The sequence below is a fragment of the Roseobacter sp. HKCC-CH-9351 genome, from assembly GCF_037830295.1.
In the GTDB taxonomy this organism is placed as follows: Bacteria; Pseudomonadota; Alphaproteobacteria; order Rhodobacterales; family Rhodobacteraceae; genus M30B80.
In genome coordinates this window covers 811,762-827,907 of the sequence record NZ_JBBLYM010000001.1, presented here as the reverse complement: position 1 = coordinate 827,907, position 16,146 = coordinate 811,762, and the positions used below count along the sequence as shown (strand labels likewise).

Here is a 16,146-nt window from a genome sequence, read left to right as displayed (position 1 = left end):
GCCGAAATTTTTTCCTCCGGTTCTAGTGATAGGCCTTCATCGCTCAACCGACAACAGACTTTGTTGTCGCGCTTGCTAGACATCTACGCAATTGACAGATTAACGCGGCCCAGGACGCACCCGCCGTGGCGCGGCAATAGAGGGACGAATAGGGGCGGTTTCCTTCAGCCACGGCTTTTCCAAACTGGGCACGGCATATACATATCCTTACAACCCATCAAAGCCCGCCCGCGACGGCCAATCGGCATCGGCAGGGTTCTCAATCCCTTCCGCCACAATCAGCATATCAAAATGGCGTGCCACGGATTGGATCGCAGAACATAAAACCTGATTGTCGGGATCATCGGCGACATGCGCCACGAATTGCGCATCAACCTTCAGAATATCAAACGAGAAGTCCCGCAAATAGCGCAAGGCAGTATTCCCTGCCCCAAAATCATCCAAGGCAAAGCTGACCCCCTTCGCGTGCAGATCCCGCATAAACGGCTTCACCAATTCATGCATCTGCATCGCGCTTGTCTCAGTGATCTCAAGGATCAAACGTTCCAAATCTTGCGGATGGGCAGCAATATGAGCGGCCAGAATTTTATGAAACGGCGCATAGCCGATAGAGCGGGCTGACATATTCACCGCAAGACGCAGATGCGGCGCTTCATGTATCGCTGCAAGCCCTATCGCAAGGGCCGCGCAATCCAGCCTGCGGCCAAGTTCTGTGGCCTCAACCTCCATGATAAAATCGCGGGCGGGGATCAGCCGCCCCGCCTCATCAAATAAGCGCACCAACCCCTCGTAAAAGGCAGGGCCTCTCCCATGGGCCCGCATAATCGGCTGAAATGCCAAGGCGACATCCCCCCGCCTCAAAGCCCCTTCGACTAGGGAGATTGCCCCGCGCCGCATATCGGTCATGGCAACCGCGAAAGGGCTGGCCAAATCAGGATTTGCAAAATCACTGCGCGGCACGGTCATGGTCATCTCCAATTGCTGCCTTGTAGATGTGCCGTGCCAACTCTTAATGTGAGGTGAACAAAAGGGCAGATTATGGATGATCAAACGATAATTCGCTGCGCATGGTGTTTGGGCGATCCCGACTATATCGCCTATCACGACCAAGAATGGGGGCGGCCCCTCTATGATAGCCGCGGGCTGTTTGAAAACTTGTGTCTTGAAGGGTTCCAAGCAGGCCTAAGTTGGATCACGATCCTGCGAAAGCGCGAGAATTTTCGCGCTGCTTTTGCAGGGTTTGATCCCCATGCACTTGCCAAATGGGGTGCAGCGGATATTGAGCGATTGATGCAAGATCAAGGCATCATTCGCCACCGCGGTAAAATTGAGGCCACCCTTACAAATGCACAGGTCTATCTCAAACTTGAGGCTGAGGTTGGCTTTTCAAAATTTATCTGGGGTTTTGTGGATCACACCCCGCAGATAAACCGCCCCCAAACCCTTGGTGATGTTCCAGCACAAACCGCAACCTCGGTGGCGCTGTCCAAGGCCCTAAAGCAGGCAGGGTTCAAATTCTGCGGCCCCACAACAGTTTATGCCTTTATGCAAGCCAGTGGGCTTGTGAATGACCATTTTGCAACCTGTGCCTTTGCGCCAAATATCACATAGCCCCCAAAAGCGCGGATTTGTCTCTTGGAGATTCAAGGCTTTCCCTGTTAGGGAAACCCAAACGACAATCGAGGACATGACATGGCCACACGGCGCGCTTTGGTAACAGGTTCATCTGGTTTTATCGGGTTTCACCTGTCGCAGCGTCTCTTGGCCGATGGGTGGGAGGTTCTGGGCCTAGATGCCATGACCGATTACTATGATGTCACCCTCAAAGAACGCCGCGAGGCGATGCTGAACCAGTCGCCCAATTTCCACGTTGTGCATGATCGGGTTGAGGGTGCGGGTGTCATGGATGGGCTCATGGCCGATTTCCATCCTGACGCGGTGATCCACCTCGCCGCGCAAGCGGGGGTGCGTTATTCCATCGACAACCCCGAAAGCTATGTCGAAGCCAATTTGATCGGAACCTTCCGCGTGCTTGAGGCCGCGCGCCATCACAAGCCCGCACATTTACTGATCGCCTCGACCTCCTCCGCCTATGGCGCGAACGAGACGATGCCCTATGCCGAAACGCAAAAATGCGACACACAGATGTCTTTCTATGCGGCAACCAAGAAATCCAACGAAGTGATGGCGCATTCCTATGCCCATCTCTTTGACATCCCCACCACGTTATTTCGGTTTTTCACGGTCTACGGCCCATGGGGCAGGCCTGATATGGCGCTGTTCAAATTCACCAAGGCGATCCTCGAAGGTAAGCCAATTGATGTCTACAATCATGGCGAGATGGCCCGTGATTTTACGTATGTCACAGATCTGGTTGATGGGATTATGCGTCTGATCGATGCCATCCCGACCCGCCCCAACGCGGCTACTGAGATTGCTGAAGGCGATAGCCTTTCACCTGTTGCGCCCCATCGCATTGTGAATATCGGAAATTCACAATCAGTGCCTTTGATGGAATTCATCGCCGCCATAGAAGCGCGTCTTGGGATCGAGGCGCAAAAGAATTTCATGGATATGCAAGCAGGCGATGTGCCTGCCACATGGGCTGATGCGAGCCTTTTGATGCGCCTAACAGGCTACAAGCCACAAACCGCAGTGCAAGACGGGGTTGCCGCGTTTGTGGACTGGTATCGCGATTATTATCGATGCTAGGACGAGAACAAGATTGGCCAAAAAAGGACATTAAACCATGCGGATTGCGATGATTGGTACAGGCTATGTTGGCTTGGTTTCGGGGGTCTGCTTCTCGGATTTTGGGCATGAGGTGATCTGTGTCGACAAAGCCCCAGAAAAAATCGCTAAACTGAATAAGGGTGAGGTTCCAATTTATGAGCCTGGCCTTGAGGATTTAATGGCCCGCAATGTCGAGGCGGGGCGGCTGTCCTTTACAACGGATTTGGCGCAAGCTGTGGATGGGGCAGATGCTGTGTTTATTGCTGTTGGCACGCCCACGCGGCGGGGCGATGGCCATGCTGATCTCACCTATGTCATGGCCGCCGCCGAAGAAGTCGGGCGCGCGCTGACAGGCTACGCCGTGGTGGTGACGAAATCGACTGTGCCTGTTGGCACCAACCGCAAGGTGCAAGAGGTTGTGGCACAGGCCAATCCAAAGGCGGAGTTTGATGTTGCCTCAAACCCCGAGTTTCTTCGGGAAGGGGCCGCAATTGATGATTTCATGAAGCCAGACCGCGTTGTGGTTGGCGTGCAATCAGAGCGCGCAGCCAAGGTTATGACCGAGATTTATCGCCCCCTGTATCTGCGCGATTTTCCAATCGTGACCACCGATTTGGAATCGGCGGAAATGATCAAATACGCGGCCAATGCCTTTCTTGCGACCAAGATCACCTTCATCAATGAAATCGCCGCGCTCTGCGAAAAAGTCGGCGCGGATGTGAAGGAAGTCTCAAAAGGTATGGGGCTTGATGGGCGCATTGGAAATAAGTTTCTACATGCAGGGCCAGGGTATGGTGGGTCTTGTTTCCCCAAGGACACCCAAGCCTTGGCGCGGATTGGTCAGGATTTTGCGGCTCCCCAACAGATTGTGGAAACAGTGATCCGCGTGAATGACGCAGTTAAACTGCGCATGATCGAAAAACTGCGTGATCTGTGCGATGGCAGTTTCAATGGCAAGAAAATCGCCGTGCTGGGCGTAACCTTTAAGCCAAACACCGATGATATGCGCGATGCGCCTTCGCTTACCATTGTGCCCGCTCTTGTGGGCGGTGGCGCGACCGTGCGTGTGGTCGACCCGCAAGGCCACCGCGAAGGGGAACATCTGTTGCCAAATGTGACATGGTGCGATGACCCCTATACCGCTGCGGAAGCCGCCGATCTTTTGGTGATCCTAACTGAGTGGAACGAGTTCCGTGCGCTGGATTTAACCCGTTTGTCCAAGGGCATGGCGCAGGCGCGCATGGCCGATTTGCGAAATATATACAGCCGCCAAGATGCGCTAAGCGCAGGCTTTGCCACCTATGACGCTATAGGACGCTAAGGGTTTAAGCCAAACCTGCCCGCAGGCAATCGTGCAAGTGCAACAGACCGACAGGGCGTTGCTCATCATCCAACGCGAAAAGGGCTGTGATTTTATGCGCAGACATGACCGCCAAGGCCTCGGCAGCAAGGGCATCTGGGGCGGTCACGCGGGGGGATTTGGTGGCGACATCACCAGCCGTGCAGGACATCAGCCGCGCCATGTTGCGCCGCAAATCCCCGTCTGAGATCACCCCATCAAGGCGACCTTCGCCGTCCAAGACCCCCACGATACCGAAGCTTTTCTCGGTCATCACCAACAGGGTCTCAGGCATCGGGGTAGTCACCTGAACCAAGGGCAAGGCCGCCCCTTCATGCATCAATTGCGCAACTTTTGACAATTGTGCGCCCAGTTTCCCGCCGGGATGAAAGGTGCGGAATTGATCGGGTCGAAAACCGCGCTGCTCCATGACACAAATGGCCAATGCATCGCCCAAGGCAAGTGTCAGGGTCGTTGAGGTTGTCGGCGCCATCCCAATCACACAAGCCTCAGGCGCGGCAGGCAAGGTCAAGCGATACTGCGCCGCCCGCATCAATGTGCTGTCTTCGCGCCCTGATATGCCAATCATCGGGATTGAAAACCGCGCCACATGGGCCACGATATCGCCCAATTCAGCCGTTTCACCTGAGTTTGAGATCAAAATCACCAAATCCTCAGGGGTGATCATTCCTAAATCACCATGGCTTGCCTCAGCAGGGTGGACAAAAGCCGAAGGTGTGCCAGTCGAAGCAAGGGTTGAGCTGATCTTGCGCGCAATATGCCCCGATTTTCCGATACCAGATAGGATCACACGGCCTTTCGTGGCCAGCATGGCCTCAACCGCGCCGTCAAAATCAGCAGGCAAATGCGCGGCCAAAGCCATCACCGCATCCGCCTCAATTTTCAAAACGCGGGCGGCGGTGTCGCGGATCGCGGCCAATTTATCCTGCTGTGTCATAATCTCTTGCCCGATCTGGTTGGTGTGGCGTGCTGTGGTCTGACTTAGACAAAAAATCAAGCTTTGCACAGGGTCTGACATGCATTTGAGGGGTTTTGAGAACGGGATACACCTGTCAAAGTCGTGCTCAAAGCAAGTCGCACCTGAGGGGGGATAAAATGAACCGCCGTTTTGGCAAGTGGCCAGATCCAAACAAGTATCACCGCCCCCGCGCAGGGGCCTATGCGATTATTGATGCAGGTGATGGCATTCTGGCCACATTCCAAGAGGATCCAGACCCCGAATTTCAATTGCCTGGAGGCGGGATTGACGCAGGCGAAACCGCCATCCAAGCCTTGCATCGCGAAGTTTTGGAAGAAACGGGATATCGCATCCATGGAATTCGCCGCTTGGGGATGTTTCATCGCCACACATTTATGCCCGATTATGGCTATCACGCACATAAACAATGCCACATCTTCTATGCCCAACTGGGGCGCCGCATGGGGGAACCAACAGAGGCAGGCCATAGCGCGATTTTCCTGCCGTGGGACGAGGCTGAAACGCTATTGGCCGTGTCAGGGGATCGGCATTTTGTGCGGCAACTCCTGGCCCATTATGGCCGATAAGCCAACATGGCGGCAGCGCGTGCATTTCATGCGTTGCGCGGGGCGGCCAGTAATCGTGGCCTAACCAGCTTTTGCGAATATTGCCACAGACTTGAACATCGTGAGTGGCTCGCAACACAGGCCGATCTCGACAGTTTGACCCGACTGCTTTCGACCGGTCTTGCGGCGCTGGCGTACCATATCCCCCAACTTGGCGCCGAGATTTAGACCGCGCTTTTCAAATCAAAAACTCAGCTAAAACCTCGTCATTGGTAATGTCGCGACAGGCAAATCCACGCGCCTCAATCCGCGCCATTAGATCAGGAAAATGCGCGGCGTCTTTTGTTTCAATCCCAATTAAAACCGACCCGAAATTGCGTGCGGATTTCTTCAAATACTCAAATCGCGCGATATCATCATCTGGGCCAAGCAGGTTCAAAAATTCGCGCAGGGCCCCAGGGCGCTGCGGCATACGCAAGATGAAATATTTCTTGACGCCCAAGAAGCGCATTGCGCGCTCTTTGACTTCGGGCAATCGCTCGAAGTCGAAATTTCCGCCAGAGGTCACACAGACCACCGACTTACCCGCAATCTCATCGGCAATTTCAGGCAAAACATCAATCGACAAGGCCCCCGCAGGTTCTAGCACAATGCCTTCGATGTTGAGCATCTCTTGAATCGTCACGCATATCCGGTTTTCAGGTGCCAAATGCACGCGTTCAAGCTTGATATGATTGAGCCGCGCAAAGGTTTTTTCACCAATCCGCGCAACAGCCGCGCCATCGACAAACGTATCTTCAATTTTGACCGTCTTTGGCGCGCCCTCGGCCAATGCTGCGGTCAGACTTGGGCCGCCCACAGGTTCAACCAAGGTCACTGCCTGATCACGCCCGAGATACGACAACATACCCGCTGACAACCCCCCGCCTCCTACAGGCAGCACCAAGCAATCGGGGGCGTGGCCCAGTTGCTCGACCATCTCAACAGCCACCGAAGCCTGCCCCTCAATCACATCTTCATCATCAAAAGGTGAAAGGAAATGAGCACCTTCGCGCGCGCAAAATCCCTGCGCTGCGGCCAATGTCTCATCAAAATAATCGCCAACCAATTCAATGCGCACATTGGCCCCCCCAAAGGCACGGGTTTTGGCGATCTTCTGCTGTGGCGTGGTGACGGGCATGAAAATCACACCCTCAACCCCAAAATGCTGGCAGACATAGGCCACGCCTTGTGCGTGATTGCCCGCACTGGCGCAAACGAATTGCCGGCGTATGGCATCCACGGCCAAGGCCTTGCGCATTGCGTTAAAGGCACCGCGAATTTTATACGAGCGTACAGGACTAAGATCCTCGCGCTTGAGCCAAATATCCGCGCCATAGCGCTCTGACAGATAAATATTTTTCTGCAAAGGCGTGGGCGCAAACAAGGCGCGCATAGCCTGTTCGGCAGCTTTGGCATTATTTTTAAAATCATTCATTCCCTAGGCCTGCCTTAAAGATTGCCCCCTGTCTAGCCTGCGCAATGCGCCAAGCGGATACTGCACCAACTTGCGTCCCTCGCCAAAACCCGTTATCGCGCGCCAATCCCTTTCAAATTCGGAGCTAAACGATGTCTGCGCCCAAGAAAGTTGTTCTCGCTTATTCAGGTGGTCTCGATACATCCATCATCCTGAAATGGCTGCAGAGCGAATATGGCTGCGAGGTCGTGACCTTTACCGCCGATCTGGGTCAAGGCGAAGAACTGGAGCCCGCACGCAAAAAGGCCGAATTGCTGGGCGTGTCCGAAATTTTCATCGAAGATCTCCGCGAAGAATTCGTGCGCGATTTTGTTTTCCCGATGTTCCGCGCCAATGCGCTTTACGAGGGGCTTTATCTTCTTGGCACATCCATCGCGCGCCCGCTGATTTCCAAGCGTTTGGTTGAAATTGCCGAAGCCACTGGGGCCGATGCGATCTCGCATGGGGCAACGGGCAAGGGCAATGACCAAGTGCGTTTTGAATTGGCCGCCTACGCGCTTAACCCAGACATCAAAGTCATCGCACCGTGGCGGTTGTGGGATTTGACCAGCCGCACAAAATTGCTGGATTTTGCAGAAAAAAATCAAATTCCTATCGCCAAGGACAAACACGGCGAAGCCCCATTTTCAGTGGATGCAAACCTGCTGCACACCTCTTCTGAAGGGAAAGTTCTCGAAGACCCCGCACAAGAAGCGCCCGACTACGTCTATCAGCGCAGCGTCCATCCTGAAGACGCGCCTGACACGCCCGAAATGGTGGAAATCACGTTTGAGCGCGGTGATGCAGTTGCAATCAATGGCACCGCAATGAGCCCTGCCACAATCCTGACCAAGCTTAATGAATTGGGCGGCAAGCACGGCATTGGCCGCCTTGATCTGGTTGAAAACCGCTTTGTTGGGATGAAATCGCGCGGCATTTATGAAACACCAGGCGGCACGATTTTGCTTGAGGCCCATCGCGGGATTGAGCAGATCACCTTGGATAGCGGCGCGGGCCATCTGAAAGATTCCATCATGCCGCGCTATGCGGAACTGATCTATAACGGCTTCTGGTTCAGCCCTGAGCGCGAAATGCTTCAAGCGCTGATCGACAAAAGCCAGGAGCATGTATCTGGCACTGTGCGCATCAAACTCTATAAGGGAGCGGCACGCACTGTGGCGCGTTGGTCTGATCACAGCCTATATTCCGAGGCCCATGTGACCTTCGAAGAGGATGCGGGCGCCTATGATCAAAAAGATGCGCAGGGCTTTATCCAGCTGAACGCGCTGCGCTTGAAACTGTTGGCCGCGCGCAATCGCCGCCTAAAAGGTTAATCGTTCCTGCGCTCTTGGGCCTGCATCCAAGCCCAAGAACTGGCGCACATCTCATCTAGCCCGCGCTTTGCTTCAAACCCAAGCAGATCGCGGGCTTTTTCTGTTTTGGCACAATAAATTGGCACATCCCCCTCACGGCGCGCGACAATCTCATAGGGCAACTGGCGGTTCGTAGCGCGCTGATAGGCGGCGATCATTTCCAAGACCGAATACCCCCGCCCCGTCCCAAGATTGACCAAATGCCCGTGCCCCTGCCGCAACTGCGCCAAAGACAGAACATGGCCTTCGGCCAAATCTTCAACATGGATATAATCCCGAACGCCCGTGCCATCGGGCGTGTCATAATCATTTCCAAAAACCGAGATTTTTGCCAATGCGCCAGTGGCCACCTTGGCAATATAGGGCATCAGATTGTTTGGAATATCCGCAGGGTCTTCGCCAATCAGCGCCGAGCCATGCGCCCCAGCGGGGTTGAAATAACGCAAAACACCCACCGCCCATTCCGGATCAGCTGCGCACAGATCTTGCAACATTTCTTCGCAGATGATTTTGGTGCGCCCGTAAGGGTTCATCGCGCGGCGTGGCGCAGTTTCGGGCGTTGGGGTTTCATCAGGCTCACCATAAACTGTGGCGGATGACGAAAACACAAGGCGCTTACACCCTGCCCGCTCCATTGCGCCGAGGAGGTTCAAAAAACCACCCACGTTATTATCAAAATACGCCAATGGCTTGGCAACGCTTTCGCCCACCGCTTTATGGGCAGCCAAATGAATCACCCCGCCAAATTCATGTGCCTGAAAGGCCTGATCAAGGCAGGCACTGTCGCGGATGTCCCCCTCAATAACGCTTGGGGCCGTGCCCATAATCTGCGCCAAACGCACAGGCACATCGCGGCGGGCGTTGTTAAAATTATCGAATATGACGGGGGTATAGCCCGCCTCATGCAAAGCGACCACGACATGCGAGCCAATATAGCCCGCCCCACCTGTTACCAGAATTTGCTCTGCCATGGATCACCCGTGCGGAAACTGCGGTATTGTCAATCCTGCTGTCAGAAAACACCCGCGCGGTCAAACCCCTGATCGCTATTTGGCTTTGGGCAAAGTGATCGCTTTGGCCTTTGGAACCAGCGCATTGATCTGGCGCAGATGCTGAGGCAGGCAGACTTTTTCAAAGTCATAGGACTTCACCACTTGGGCACGGGCGGCTTTGCCGAGTTTCTCACCGAGTTTGTAATCCGACAAAAGTTGGATCGCCTTTTCAGCGATCTCATCAGGGTTCAAGAAATCCGCCAAAAGCCCCGTCTTGCCATCTTTGATCACCTCGCGCACGGGGGCCGTGCCAGAGGCCACAATCAGGGCTTGCATCGACATCGATTCAAGCAGAGGGCACCGTCAAATAGATGTGGCAGCGCGAGAGGTGAATAATGGTGCGATAATCCGTATAAGGCACACGGCCTAACAAGTGGACACGCGACCAATCAAGGTCTTTGCCTACTTCTTGCTCCATTTGCGCGCGATAGCCCCCTTGGATATCCGATTTCTTGCCATATGAGGCCTCATTGCCACCAATGATCAACGCCCTTGCATTCGGCCGCGCCTCTAGGATTTTCGGCAAAGCGCGCATGAATTGGTGAAAATCGCGCATAGGCTCCAGATTGCGCGTCATATAGGTGAAAACCTCATCCTCGCGCGTCAGTTTCTTCGCAAGCCGAGACAGCCCGATTGTGGCATCTAGATCAGCCATAAGCCTGTCCGTTCGGATGCCATCGTGGCAGGTGTAAAATTTAGAATGGAAGCTTTTGGGAAAGGTATCGTGCTGCCATTTCGTGGGCGTAACCGCTTGATCAACTGTTTCCAAATTGGCAAAGTTCATCGCGTTGCGCGCATGCATAACATAGGGCGTGTCTTTGGGAGACGGATATTCAGGATCAAAGCCAACGCTGCCGCCCTCATTGAGAAAGAAATATTCAAAATATCCAATGACGGGGCATGCGGGCCAAACCTGACGCACAAAGGTCAACTCACCCCAGCCGATATGTCCCAAGATGATGTCGGGTGTGAACCCTTCGGCCTTTATCGCCTGCATCGCAACGGCCGCGCCACAGCCATTTCCACAACATTCTTCCCAATATTTACTGAGGGCATAGGCGCCTTCAGAGGGTCTGTGATGGGTTGGATAGCTGACATTCTTGACCCCATCGCGCGGTGCAATGCCCTGTCTTTAGGTCAGAAACACAATTTCATGCCCACCTTGTGCAATCAACCAAGACAATATTTCTCGATACTGACCGGGATAATTTTGGTGAACCATCAAAATTTTCATATGCGCCTTACCCCGTTCGCAGCCTGAGGCGGTTTTTGCGCAAGCCACGCGCAATGAGAGCCAAGTCAAAGTTATGACCCGCAAATGACCATCGAAATTTGCCCAGATTGTGGCAGCCGCATGGCGGCTTTGCGGCCCAAAGCGTGGTTTGGGTCTTGCCCTTGGACGACCTATATGAAAGCAGACCGCGGTTGACGGGGCGCGGCCTTTGGCTGACCCTGACAAAAAAGGCGCGATAATTTTAGGCGAAGGACGAAAGAGAATGAGTGTTGGCGCTGATGCCGCTTGGGATGATGTGGTTTTACCATTTCAATTAGACGCTTCCGATATTCGGGGGCGCGTGGTGCGCCTTGATCAGACGCTGGATCAGATTCTTAGCCAACATGATTACCCGTCAGGGGTTGAGGCTATGGTTGCCGAGATGGTGCTTTTGACCGCCTTGATCGGACAGACCATAAAACTGCGTTGGAAATTGTCGCTACAATTACGCGGTGATGGCCCGCTGCGTTTGATCGCGACAGATTTTTATGCCCCTGAAAGCGAGGGGAAACCCGCCCGCATCCGTGCCTATGCGAGTTACGACAAAGACAAATTTGACAACAGCGCCGCACCCTTTCCACAGGCGGGCAAGGGCTATTTCGCACTTCTCTTGGATCAAGGCACGGGCAGCGCGCCCTATCAGGGCATCACACCTCTGACGGGCGATGCCTTGCGCGGTTGTGCCGAGGCTTATTTTGCCCAATCCGAACAGTTACCAACACGGTTTATGTTGGGCTATGGTCGCTCCTCCACCCCAGGGCAGGAGGGAGAGAATTGGCGCGCAGGCGGCGTGATGCTGCAGCATATGCCCAAAGCAAGCCCGCATGTGACTGGCGAAGGCGGATCAGGGGAAGCAGGGCTTTTGGCCGCAACCGATCTTCTCAACGAGGATGAGGGTGAAAATTGGAACCGCGCCAATATCCTTCTTGATACTGTAGACACGTTTGAGTTGATTGGCCCCTCTCTCAGCCAGACGGATCTCTTGCTGCGCCTGTTCCATGAGGAATCGCCACGCGTCTTTGATCCGCTGCCAGTACGGTTTGGCTGCACCTGTTCGGAGGCGCGGGTGCGTCAAAGCCTGTCGATCTATTCGGCCAAAGATATCGCGCATATGACCACGGAAGACGGGCAGGTCTTGGCCGATTGCCAATTCTGTGGGGCGCATTATGAATTCGACCCCGAAACCCTTGGGTTCGAGGCGACAAAACCCGTGCCAGAGGCGTAAACGGCCAATGGCGGGGGCGGCGGGAAAGATCACTCTAGATCAGGTCATGGCGGCGCTTGAGTGGCCCGCCAAACCATCCTCCGATTATGATTTGAGCCCTGACATCAAATTGCCTGCAGGTCGCAAACTCCGCCCTGCCGCTGTGCTTTTCGGCATCGAAGCCTTTGGGGCCACGCCACAGGTTGTATTGACCAAACGCGCCTCGCATTTGGCCCATCACCCTGGACAAATCGCTTTTCCAGGCGGCAAGCAGGACGAAACTGATGCTAGCCTCGATCACACCGCCCTGCGCGAGGCGCATGAGGAAATCGGTCTGCCTGCGGCACAGGTCAATGTGCTGTCCCATCTGTTGCCGCATGAAACAGTCACGGGCTATCTGATCACCCCGATCTTGGCTGAAATCACCGCGCCCTTTACAGCAATGCCAGAGGCGAACGAAGTAGACGAGGTGTTTCGCGTCCCGCTTTCCTTCGTGATGGAGCCGCAGAATTTCCGTATCGAGGCCCGCCGCTGGCAGGGACAGTGGCGCAAATTCTATGCCGTGCCCTATGGCCCCTATTACATTTGGGGCGCGACCGCGCGGATATTGAAATCTCTTGCGGATCGGATCACATGAACCAATCCCCCATTATATCCGCAGATTGGCTTTCCAATAGCACCACGCAAGCGGCCTTGGCACTTTTAAGCGATGCGGGCTACCAAGCCTATGTTGTGGGGGGTGCGGTGCGCAATCACCTGATGGGTCACGCGGTGGGGGATATTGATATCGCCACAGATGCAACCCCACAGCAGGTGATCGAATTGGCGCAAGGGGCCTCTGTAAAATGCGTGGAAACGGGCGTTGAACATGGCACCGTAACCCTGATCCTATCAGGGGAAAGTTATGAAGTGACCAGCTTTCGCCGTGATGTCGAAGCCCATGGCCGCCGCGCGACCGTAGCCTTTGGCACAAGCCTGACCGAGGATGCCATGCGGCGGGATTTCACGATCAACGCACTCTATGTTGATGCAGGCGGCGCGATATCTGATCCCACGGGCCAAGGCTTGGACGATCTACGCAAGGGTCTTTTGCGTTTTATCGGGTCGGCGCATCACCGCATCCGTGAGGATTATCTCCGTATTTTACGCTTCTTCCGATTTCATGCGCATTATGCATCGCCAGATGCAGGGTTTGATCCCGACATACTCGCGGCCTGTGCGGCACTGGCAGACGGGCTAGACCAGTTGTCGCGCGAACGGATTGGGGCAGAGATGATCAAGCTTCTCCGCGCCCAAAACCCCGCACCCGCCTTGGCCGCGATGGAGCAAACGGGAATTTTACACCACTGCATCACAGGCGCAAATCTGCGCGCCTTAGGGCCAGTTTTGCATTTTGAGGCCGAGCGCGGCTTTGCACCTGATCACGCCCTTAGGCTTGCCGCGATTGGGGGTGAAGATCTGCAAACGGAACTCCGCCTGTCCAAATCTATGGCCCAAAATGTGGCAGTTTTACGCGAAACAGCTACGGGCAACATAGCGGGCGGGGAATTGGGCTATCGCCATGGTGAGACAATGGCTCATGCGGCGCTGATGCTGCGCCATGCCTTCTTTGAAACCCCGCTTGATCTGTCGGAATGGGCAGCCGCAACATTGGGCGCACAGGCGGAGTTTCCAATTCGCGCAGCCGATCTGATGCCCAAGTTGCAGGGGCCAGACTTGGGCAAAGCCCTTGCGGAGTTAGAAGCACGTTGGATTGCCTCAGGCTTTCGCCTGACCCGCAGTGATCTTTTGGCGCTTTAAGATTACCCCATGACGGCAGGCCCACACCATGCTAGGGCAGTGCCATGAGCGCGATCCCATCAAAAAGCGAAATCCTGCAATGGATTTCCGATCATCCACACGCCAGTTCAAAACGCGATATCGCGAAGGCTTTTGGTATCAAAGGGGCCGCGCGCATTGATCTCAAGCGCCTTCTCAAAGAGCTTGAAGAAGAAGGCCATCTGCGCCGCGCCAAGAAAACCTATGCCGACCCCGATAAATTACCACCCGTGGCCATCCTGACAGTTTTGGCCGAAGATAGCGCAGGGGATCAATTCTGCCGTCCGATGGAATGGCAGGGCGAGGGGGAGGCACCAAAAATTCTATATGTTCCCCGTGAGGCTGATCCTGCCTTGGGTGACGGCGACCGTATCCTTGCTCGTTTGCAAGAGGTTCATGGCGAAGATCACAGTTACCTCGCGCGCCTCATTCGGCGCATCGGCACCAATCCCCGCAAATTCATTGGTATTTTCCGCACGACCTCGGAAGGTGGGCGTATTTTGCCCGTCACCAAAGGCTCAGATAAAGAATGGCGCGTGGCCTCAGATGCCACCTTATCCGCAAAAGATGGCGAGTTGGTCGAGGCAGAACTTGCAGGGCCAAAGTCCCGCATGGGCCTGCCGCAGGCGCGCATCGTGACACGGCTTGGCGATCCAAGCGCGCCGAAGGCGGTCAGCCTTATTGCAATCCATGAACATGGGCTGCGCGATAATTTCCCAGACGAGGTCATTGCAGAGGCTGACAAAGCCAAACCAGCGTCAAAATCAGGTCGCGAAGATTTAACCAATCTGCCTTTCGTGACCATCGATCCCTCAGACGCGCGCGACCATGATGATGCCTGCTATGCGCATGCAGACCCTGACCCGAAGAACAAAGGCGGTCATGTCATCTGGGTCGCGATTGCCGATGTCGCACATTATGTGCGCGCGGGCAGTGCGCTTGATCGCGAGGCAAAAAAGCGCGGCAATTCTGCCTATTTCCCGGATCGCGTTGTGCCGATGCTGCCTGACCGACTGTCGGGGGATCTTTGTTCTTTGCATGAGGGCGTTTTGCGCCCCTGTCTTGCCGTGCGCATGATCATTGATGCAACGGGTGAGAAAAAGGCGCAAAGCTTTCATCGCGGGCTCATGCGCTCGGTCGCATCTTTGTCCTACGAAGAGGCGCAGGCCGCCCAAGACGGCGCCCCAACCCCGCGTTGCGAGGCTTTGATGGAGCCTGTCATCGCGCCCCTCTTTGCGGCTTATGAGGCACTCAAAACGGCGCGGGCGCGCCGCCAACCACTTGACCTTGATCTTCCAGAGCGGCGTATCATTCTCTCCGAAGAAGGCGAGGTTGAAAGCGTGGCCTTCCGCGACAGGCTAGACGCGCATCGCCTGATTGAAGAATTCATGGTTTTGGCCAATGTCGCCGCAGCTGAAACTTTGATTGCGAAAAAATCGCCGCTGTTGTTCCGCGTTCACGAAGAACCCGATCCCGACAAGCTGGACGCTTTGCGCGAGACGGCCGCCACAGCGGGGCTTGTTTTGGCGAAAGGTCAGGTGTTGATGACCCGCCATCTCAATGCGCTTTTGGCGCAGGCCGAGGGCACGGATCACGATGAGCTGATCAATATCTCAACCTTGCGCTCAATGCAGCAGGCCTATTACCACCCCGAAAATTTCGGCCATTTTGGCCTTGCTCTGCGGGCTTATGCCCATTTCACATCCCCCATTCGCCGTTATGCCGATTTGATCGTGCATCGGGCGCTGATCTCGTCTCACGGATTTGGCAAGGATGGCTTAAGCGCCGAAGATATCGAAACGCTGGACGCCACCGCCAAACAAATCTCGGAAGCTGAGCGCCGCGCGATGGTGGCCGAGCGAGACACGACCGACCGTTATCTGGCCGCCTATCTTAAGGATCGCGTGGGGGCGGAATTCACAGGTCGTATTTCAGGTGTGGCGCGGTTCGGCGCCTTCGTGAAACTGGACGAAACAGGCGCAGACGGCTTATTGCCCGTGCGCAGCTTGGGCCGCGAGTTTTTCCATTTTGATGCAGACACCCAGACATTGATGGGTGCGGATACGGGTTTAACCTTAGGCATTGGGGATCGCGTCTTGGTGCGCCTGACGGAGGCCTTGCCCATCACAGGCGGCATCGGTCTTGAGCTACTAGAAATTCACGGCACGCAACACCGCCCCAACCCGGGCGGCAAACGCGGCAAGCGCGGCTTTGGCGGGCGCAGATCGAGCCAAGCTGAAGCCAAAAAGCGCAAATTGCGCAAATTGAAAAAGCGAAAATCCTAATCTCGATTGCCCCTAGGCGGAATGCATTC

Annotated in this window: 16 protein-coding genes; 10 read left to right on the top strand and 6 right to left on the bottom strand. The window is 55.1% G+C overall.

The window, feature by feature from the left end:
• Window positions 1-207 precede the first annotated feature (207 nt).
• Window positions 208-972, bottom strand: a complete 765-nt coding sequence (locus tag AAC632_RS04255) for an EAL domain-containing protein (protein WP_340297952.1) — start codon at window positions 970-972, stop codon at window positions 208-210.
• Between the two features lie 66 nt (window positions 973-1,038).
• On the opposite strand from AAC632_RS04255, the gene AAC632_RS04250 reads away from it, so the two are divergent.
• From AAC632_RS04250 to AAC632_RS04240, 3 genes are all read left to right on the top strand, one after another.
• Window positions 1,039-1,611, top strand: a complete 573-nt coding sequence (locus AAC632_RS04250) for a DNA-3-methyladenine glycosylase I (protein ID WP_340297953.1) — start codon at window positions 1,039-1,041, stop codon at window positions 1,609-1,611.
• A gap of 81 nt (window positions 1,612-1,692) precedes the next feature.
• Window positions 1,693-2,712 (top strand): NAD-dependent epimerase/dehydratase family protein, encoded by a 1,020-nt coding sequence (locus tag AAC632_RS04245; RefSeq protein WP_340297954.1) that lies wholly within the window; start codon window positions 1,693-1,695, stop codon window positions 2,710-2,712.
• A 37-nt stretch (window positions 2,713-2,749) separates the two neighbouring features.
• The gene (locus tag AAC632_RS04240) at window positions 2,750-4,054 is read left to right on the top strand and encodes a UDP-glucose dehydrogenase family protein (protein ID WP_340297955.1); all 1,305 of its coding nucleotides are present in this window, start codon (window positions 2,750-2,752) and stop codon (window positions 4,052-4,054) included.
• 4 nt (window positions 4,055-4,058) lie between these two features.
• Here the strand turns inward: AAC632_RS04240 and AAC632_RS04235 are convergent, their stop codons facing one another.
• Window positions 4,059-5,030, bottom strand: a complete 972-nt coding sequence (locus tag AAC632_RS04235) for a KpsF/GutQ family sugar-phosphate isomerase (RefSeq protein WP_340297956.1) — start codon at window positions 5,028-5,030, stop codon at window positions 4,059-4,061.
• A 158-nt stretch (window positions 5,031-5,188) separates the two neighbouring features.
• Here AAC632_RS04235 and AAC632_RS04230 point away from each other — a divergent pair, with 158 nt between their 5' ends.
• Complete coding sequence (locus tag AAC632_RS04230) at window positions 5,189-5,638, top strand: NUDIX hydrolase (RefSeq protein ID WP_340297957.1); 450 nt, start codon at window positions 5,189-5,191, stop codon at window positions 5,636-5,638.
• A 6-nt stretch (window positions 5,639-5,644) separates the two neighbouring features.
• Window positions 5,645-5,845 carry an Hpt domain-containing protein gene (locus AAC632_RS04225; RefSeq protein ID WP_340297958.1) on the top strand — a complete coding sequence of 67 codons (201 nt, stop codon included), beginning with the start codon at window positions 5,645-5,647 and terminating at the stop codon, window positions 5,843-5,845.
• A 10-nt stretch (window positions 5,846-5,855) separates the two neighbouring features.
• On the opposite strand, the gene ilvA is transcribed toward AAC632_RS04225, so the two are convergent.
• A complete protein-coding gene (gene ilvA / locus AAC632_RS04220) occupies window positions 5,856-7,094 on the bottom strand; it encodes a threonine ammonia-lyase IlvA (protein WP_340297959.1) in 1,239 nt (412 codons plus the stop codon).
• 131 nt (window positions 7,095-7,225) lie between these two features.
• Between ilvA and AAC632_RS04215 the strand changes: the two genes are divergently transcribed.
• Window positions 7,226-8,446, top strand: coding sequence for an argininosuccinate synthase (locus AAC632_RS04215; protein WP_340297960.1), 1,221 nt, complete (start codon window positions 7,226-7,228; stop codon window positions 8,444-8,446).
• Here AAC632_RS04215 and galE read toward each other — a convergent pair.
• The 3 genes from galE to AAC632_RS04200 all read right to left on the bottom strand — a co-directional run bounded on the left by galE (window position 8,443) and on the right by AAC632_RS04200 (window position 10,660).
• Window positions 8,443-9,456, bottom strand: a complete 1,014-nt coding sequence (galE, locus tag AAC632_RS04210) for a UDP-glucose 4-epimerase GalE (protein ID WP_340297961.1) — start codon at window positions 9,454-9,456, stop codon at window positions 8,443-8,445. The two genes, AAC632_RS04215 and galE, sit on opposite strands and share 4 nt — an antisense overlap.
• 75 nt (window positions 9,457-9,531) lie before the next feature.
• Entirely contained in the window at window positions 9,532-9,819 is a 288-nt protein-coding gene (locus AAC632_RS04205) for a glycosyltransferase (protein WP_340297962.1), read from the bottom strand.
• Between the two features lie 4 nt (window positions 9,820-9,823).
• Window positions 9,824-10,660, bottom strand: a complete 837-nt coding sequence (locus AAC632_RS04200; protein ID WP_340298771.1) for a glycosyltransferase — start codon at window positions 10,658-10,660, stop codon at window positions 9,824-9,826.
• Window positions 10,661-11,033: 373 nt separating this feature from the next.
• Between AAC632_RS04200 and hslO the strand changes: the two genes are divergently transcribed.
• The 4 genes from hslO to rnr are packed head-to-tail and all read left to right on the top strand — an operon-like array spanning window position 11,034 to window position 16,117.
• Window positions 11,034-12,035 (top strand): Hsp33 family molecular chaperone HslO, encoded by a 1,002-nt coding sequence (gene hslO / locus AAC632_RS04195; protein ID WP_340297963.1) that lies wholly within the window; start codon window positions 11,034-11,036, stop codon window positions 12,033-12,035.
• A gap of 7 nt (window positions 12,036-12,042) precedes the next feature.
• Window positions 12,043-12,651, top strand: a complete 609-nt coding sequence (locus AAC632_RS04190) for a CoA pyrophosphatase (RefSeq protein WP_340297964.1) — start codon at window positions 12,043-12,045, stop codon at window positions 12,649-12,651.
• Entirely contained in the window at window positions 12,648-13,814 is a 1,167-nt protein-coding gene (locus AAC632_RS04185) for a CCA tRNA nucleotidyltransferase (protein ID WP_340297966.1), read from the top strand. Before AAC632_RS04190 ends, AAC632_RS04185 begins: the two co-directional genes overlap by 4 nt.
• Window positions 13,815-13,858: 44 nt before the next feature.
• Entirely contained in the window at window positions 13,859-16,117 is a 2,259-nt protein-coding gene (rnr, locus tag AAC632_RS04180) for a ribonuclease R (protein WP_340297967.1), read from the top strand.
• Window positions 16,118-16,146: the final 29 nt, after the last annotated feature.

Bases quoted from the DNA above. Each gene is read 5' to 3' on its own strand.
- AAC632_RS04255 (WP_340297952.1), bottom strand. From the start codon at position 972: ATGACCATGACCGTGCCGCGCAGTGATTTTGCAAATCCTGATTTGGCC.
- AAC632_RS04250 (WP_340297953.1), top strand. From the start codon at position 1,039: ATGGATGATCAAACGATAATTCGCTGCGCATGGTGTTTGGGCGATCCC.
- AAC632_RS04245 (WP_340297954.1), top strand. From the start codon at position 1,693: ATGGCCACACGGCGCGCTTTGGTAACAGGTTCATCTGGTTTTATCGGG.
- AAC632_RS04240 (WP_340297955.1), top strand. From the start codon at position 2,750: ATGCGGATTGCGATGATTGGTACAGGCTATGTTGGCTTGGTTTCGGGG.
- AAC632_RS04235 (WP_340297956.1), bottom strand. From the start codon at position 5,030: ATGACACAGCAGGATAAATTGGCCGCGATCCGCGACACCGCCGCCCGC.
- AAC632_RS04230 (WP_340297957.1), top strand. From the start codon at position 5,189: ATGAACCGCCGTTTTGGCAAGTGGCCAGATCCAAACAAGTATCACCGC.
- AAC632_RS04225 (WP_340297958.1), top strand. From the start codon at position 5,645: ATGGCGGCAGCGCGTGCATTTCATGCGTTGCGCGGGGCGGCCAGTAAT.
- ilvA (WP_340297959.1), bottom strand. From the start codon at position 7,094: ATGAATGATTTTAAAAATAATGCCAAAGCTGCCGAACAGGCTATGCGC.
- AAC632_RS04215 (WP_340297960.1), top strand. From the start codon at position 7,226: ATGTCTGCGCCCAAGAAAGTTGTTCTCGCTTATTCAGGTGGTCTCGAT.
- galE (WP_340297961.1), bottom strand. From the start codon at position 9,456: ATGGCAGAGCAAATTCTGGTAACAGGTGGGGCGGGCTATATTGGCTCG.
- AAC632_RS04205 (WP_340297962.1), bottom strand. From the start codon at position 9,819: ATGTCGATGCAAGCCCTGATTGTGGCCTCTGGCACGGCCCCCGTGCGC.
- hslO (WP_340297963.1), top strand. From the start codon at position 11,034: ATGAGTGTTGGCGCTGATGCCGCTTGGGATGATGTGGTTTTACCATTT.
- AAC632_RS04190 (WP_340297964.1), top strand. From the start codon at position 12,043: ATGGCGGGGGCGGCGGGAAAGATCACTCTAGATCAGGTCATGGCGGCG.
- AAC632_RS04185 (WP_340297966.1), top strand. From the start codon at position 12,648: ATGAACCAATCCCCCATTATATCCGCAGATTGGCTTTCCAATAGCACC.
- rnr (WP_340297967.1), top strand. From the start codon at position 13,859: ATGAGCGCGATCCCATCAAAAAGCGAAATCCTGCAATGGATTTCCGAT.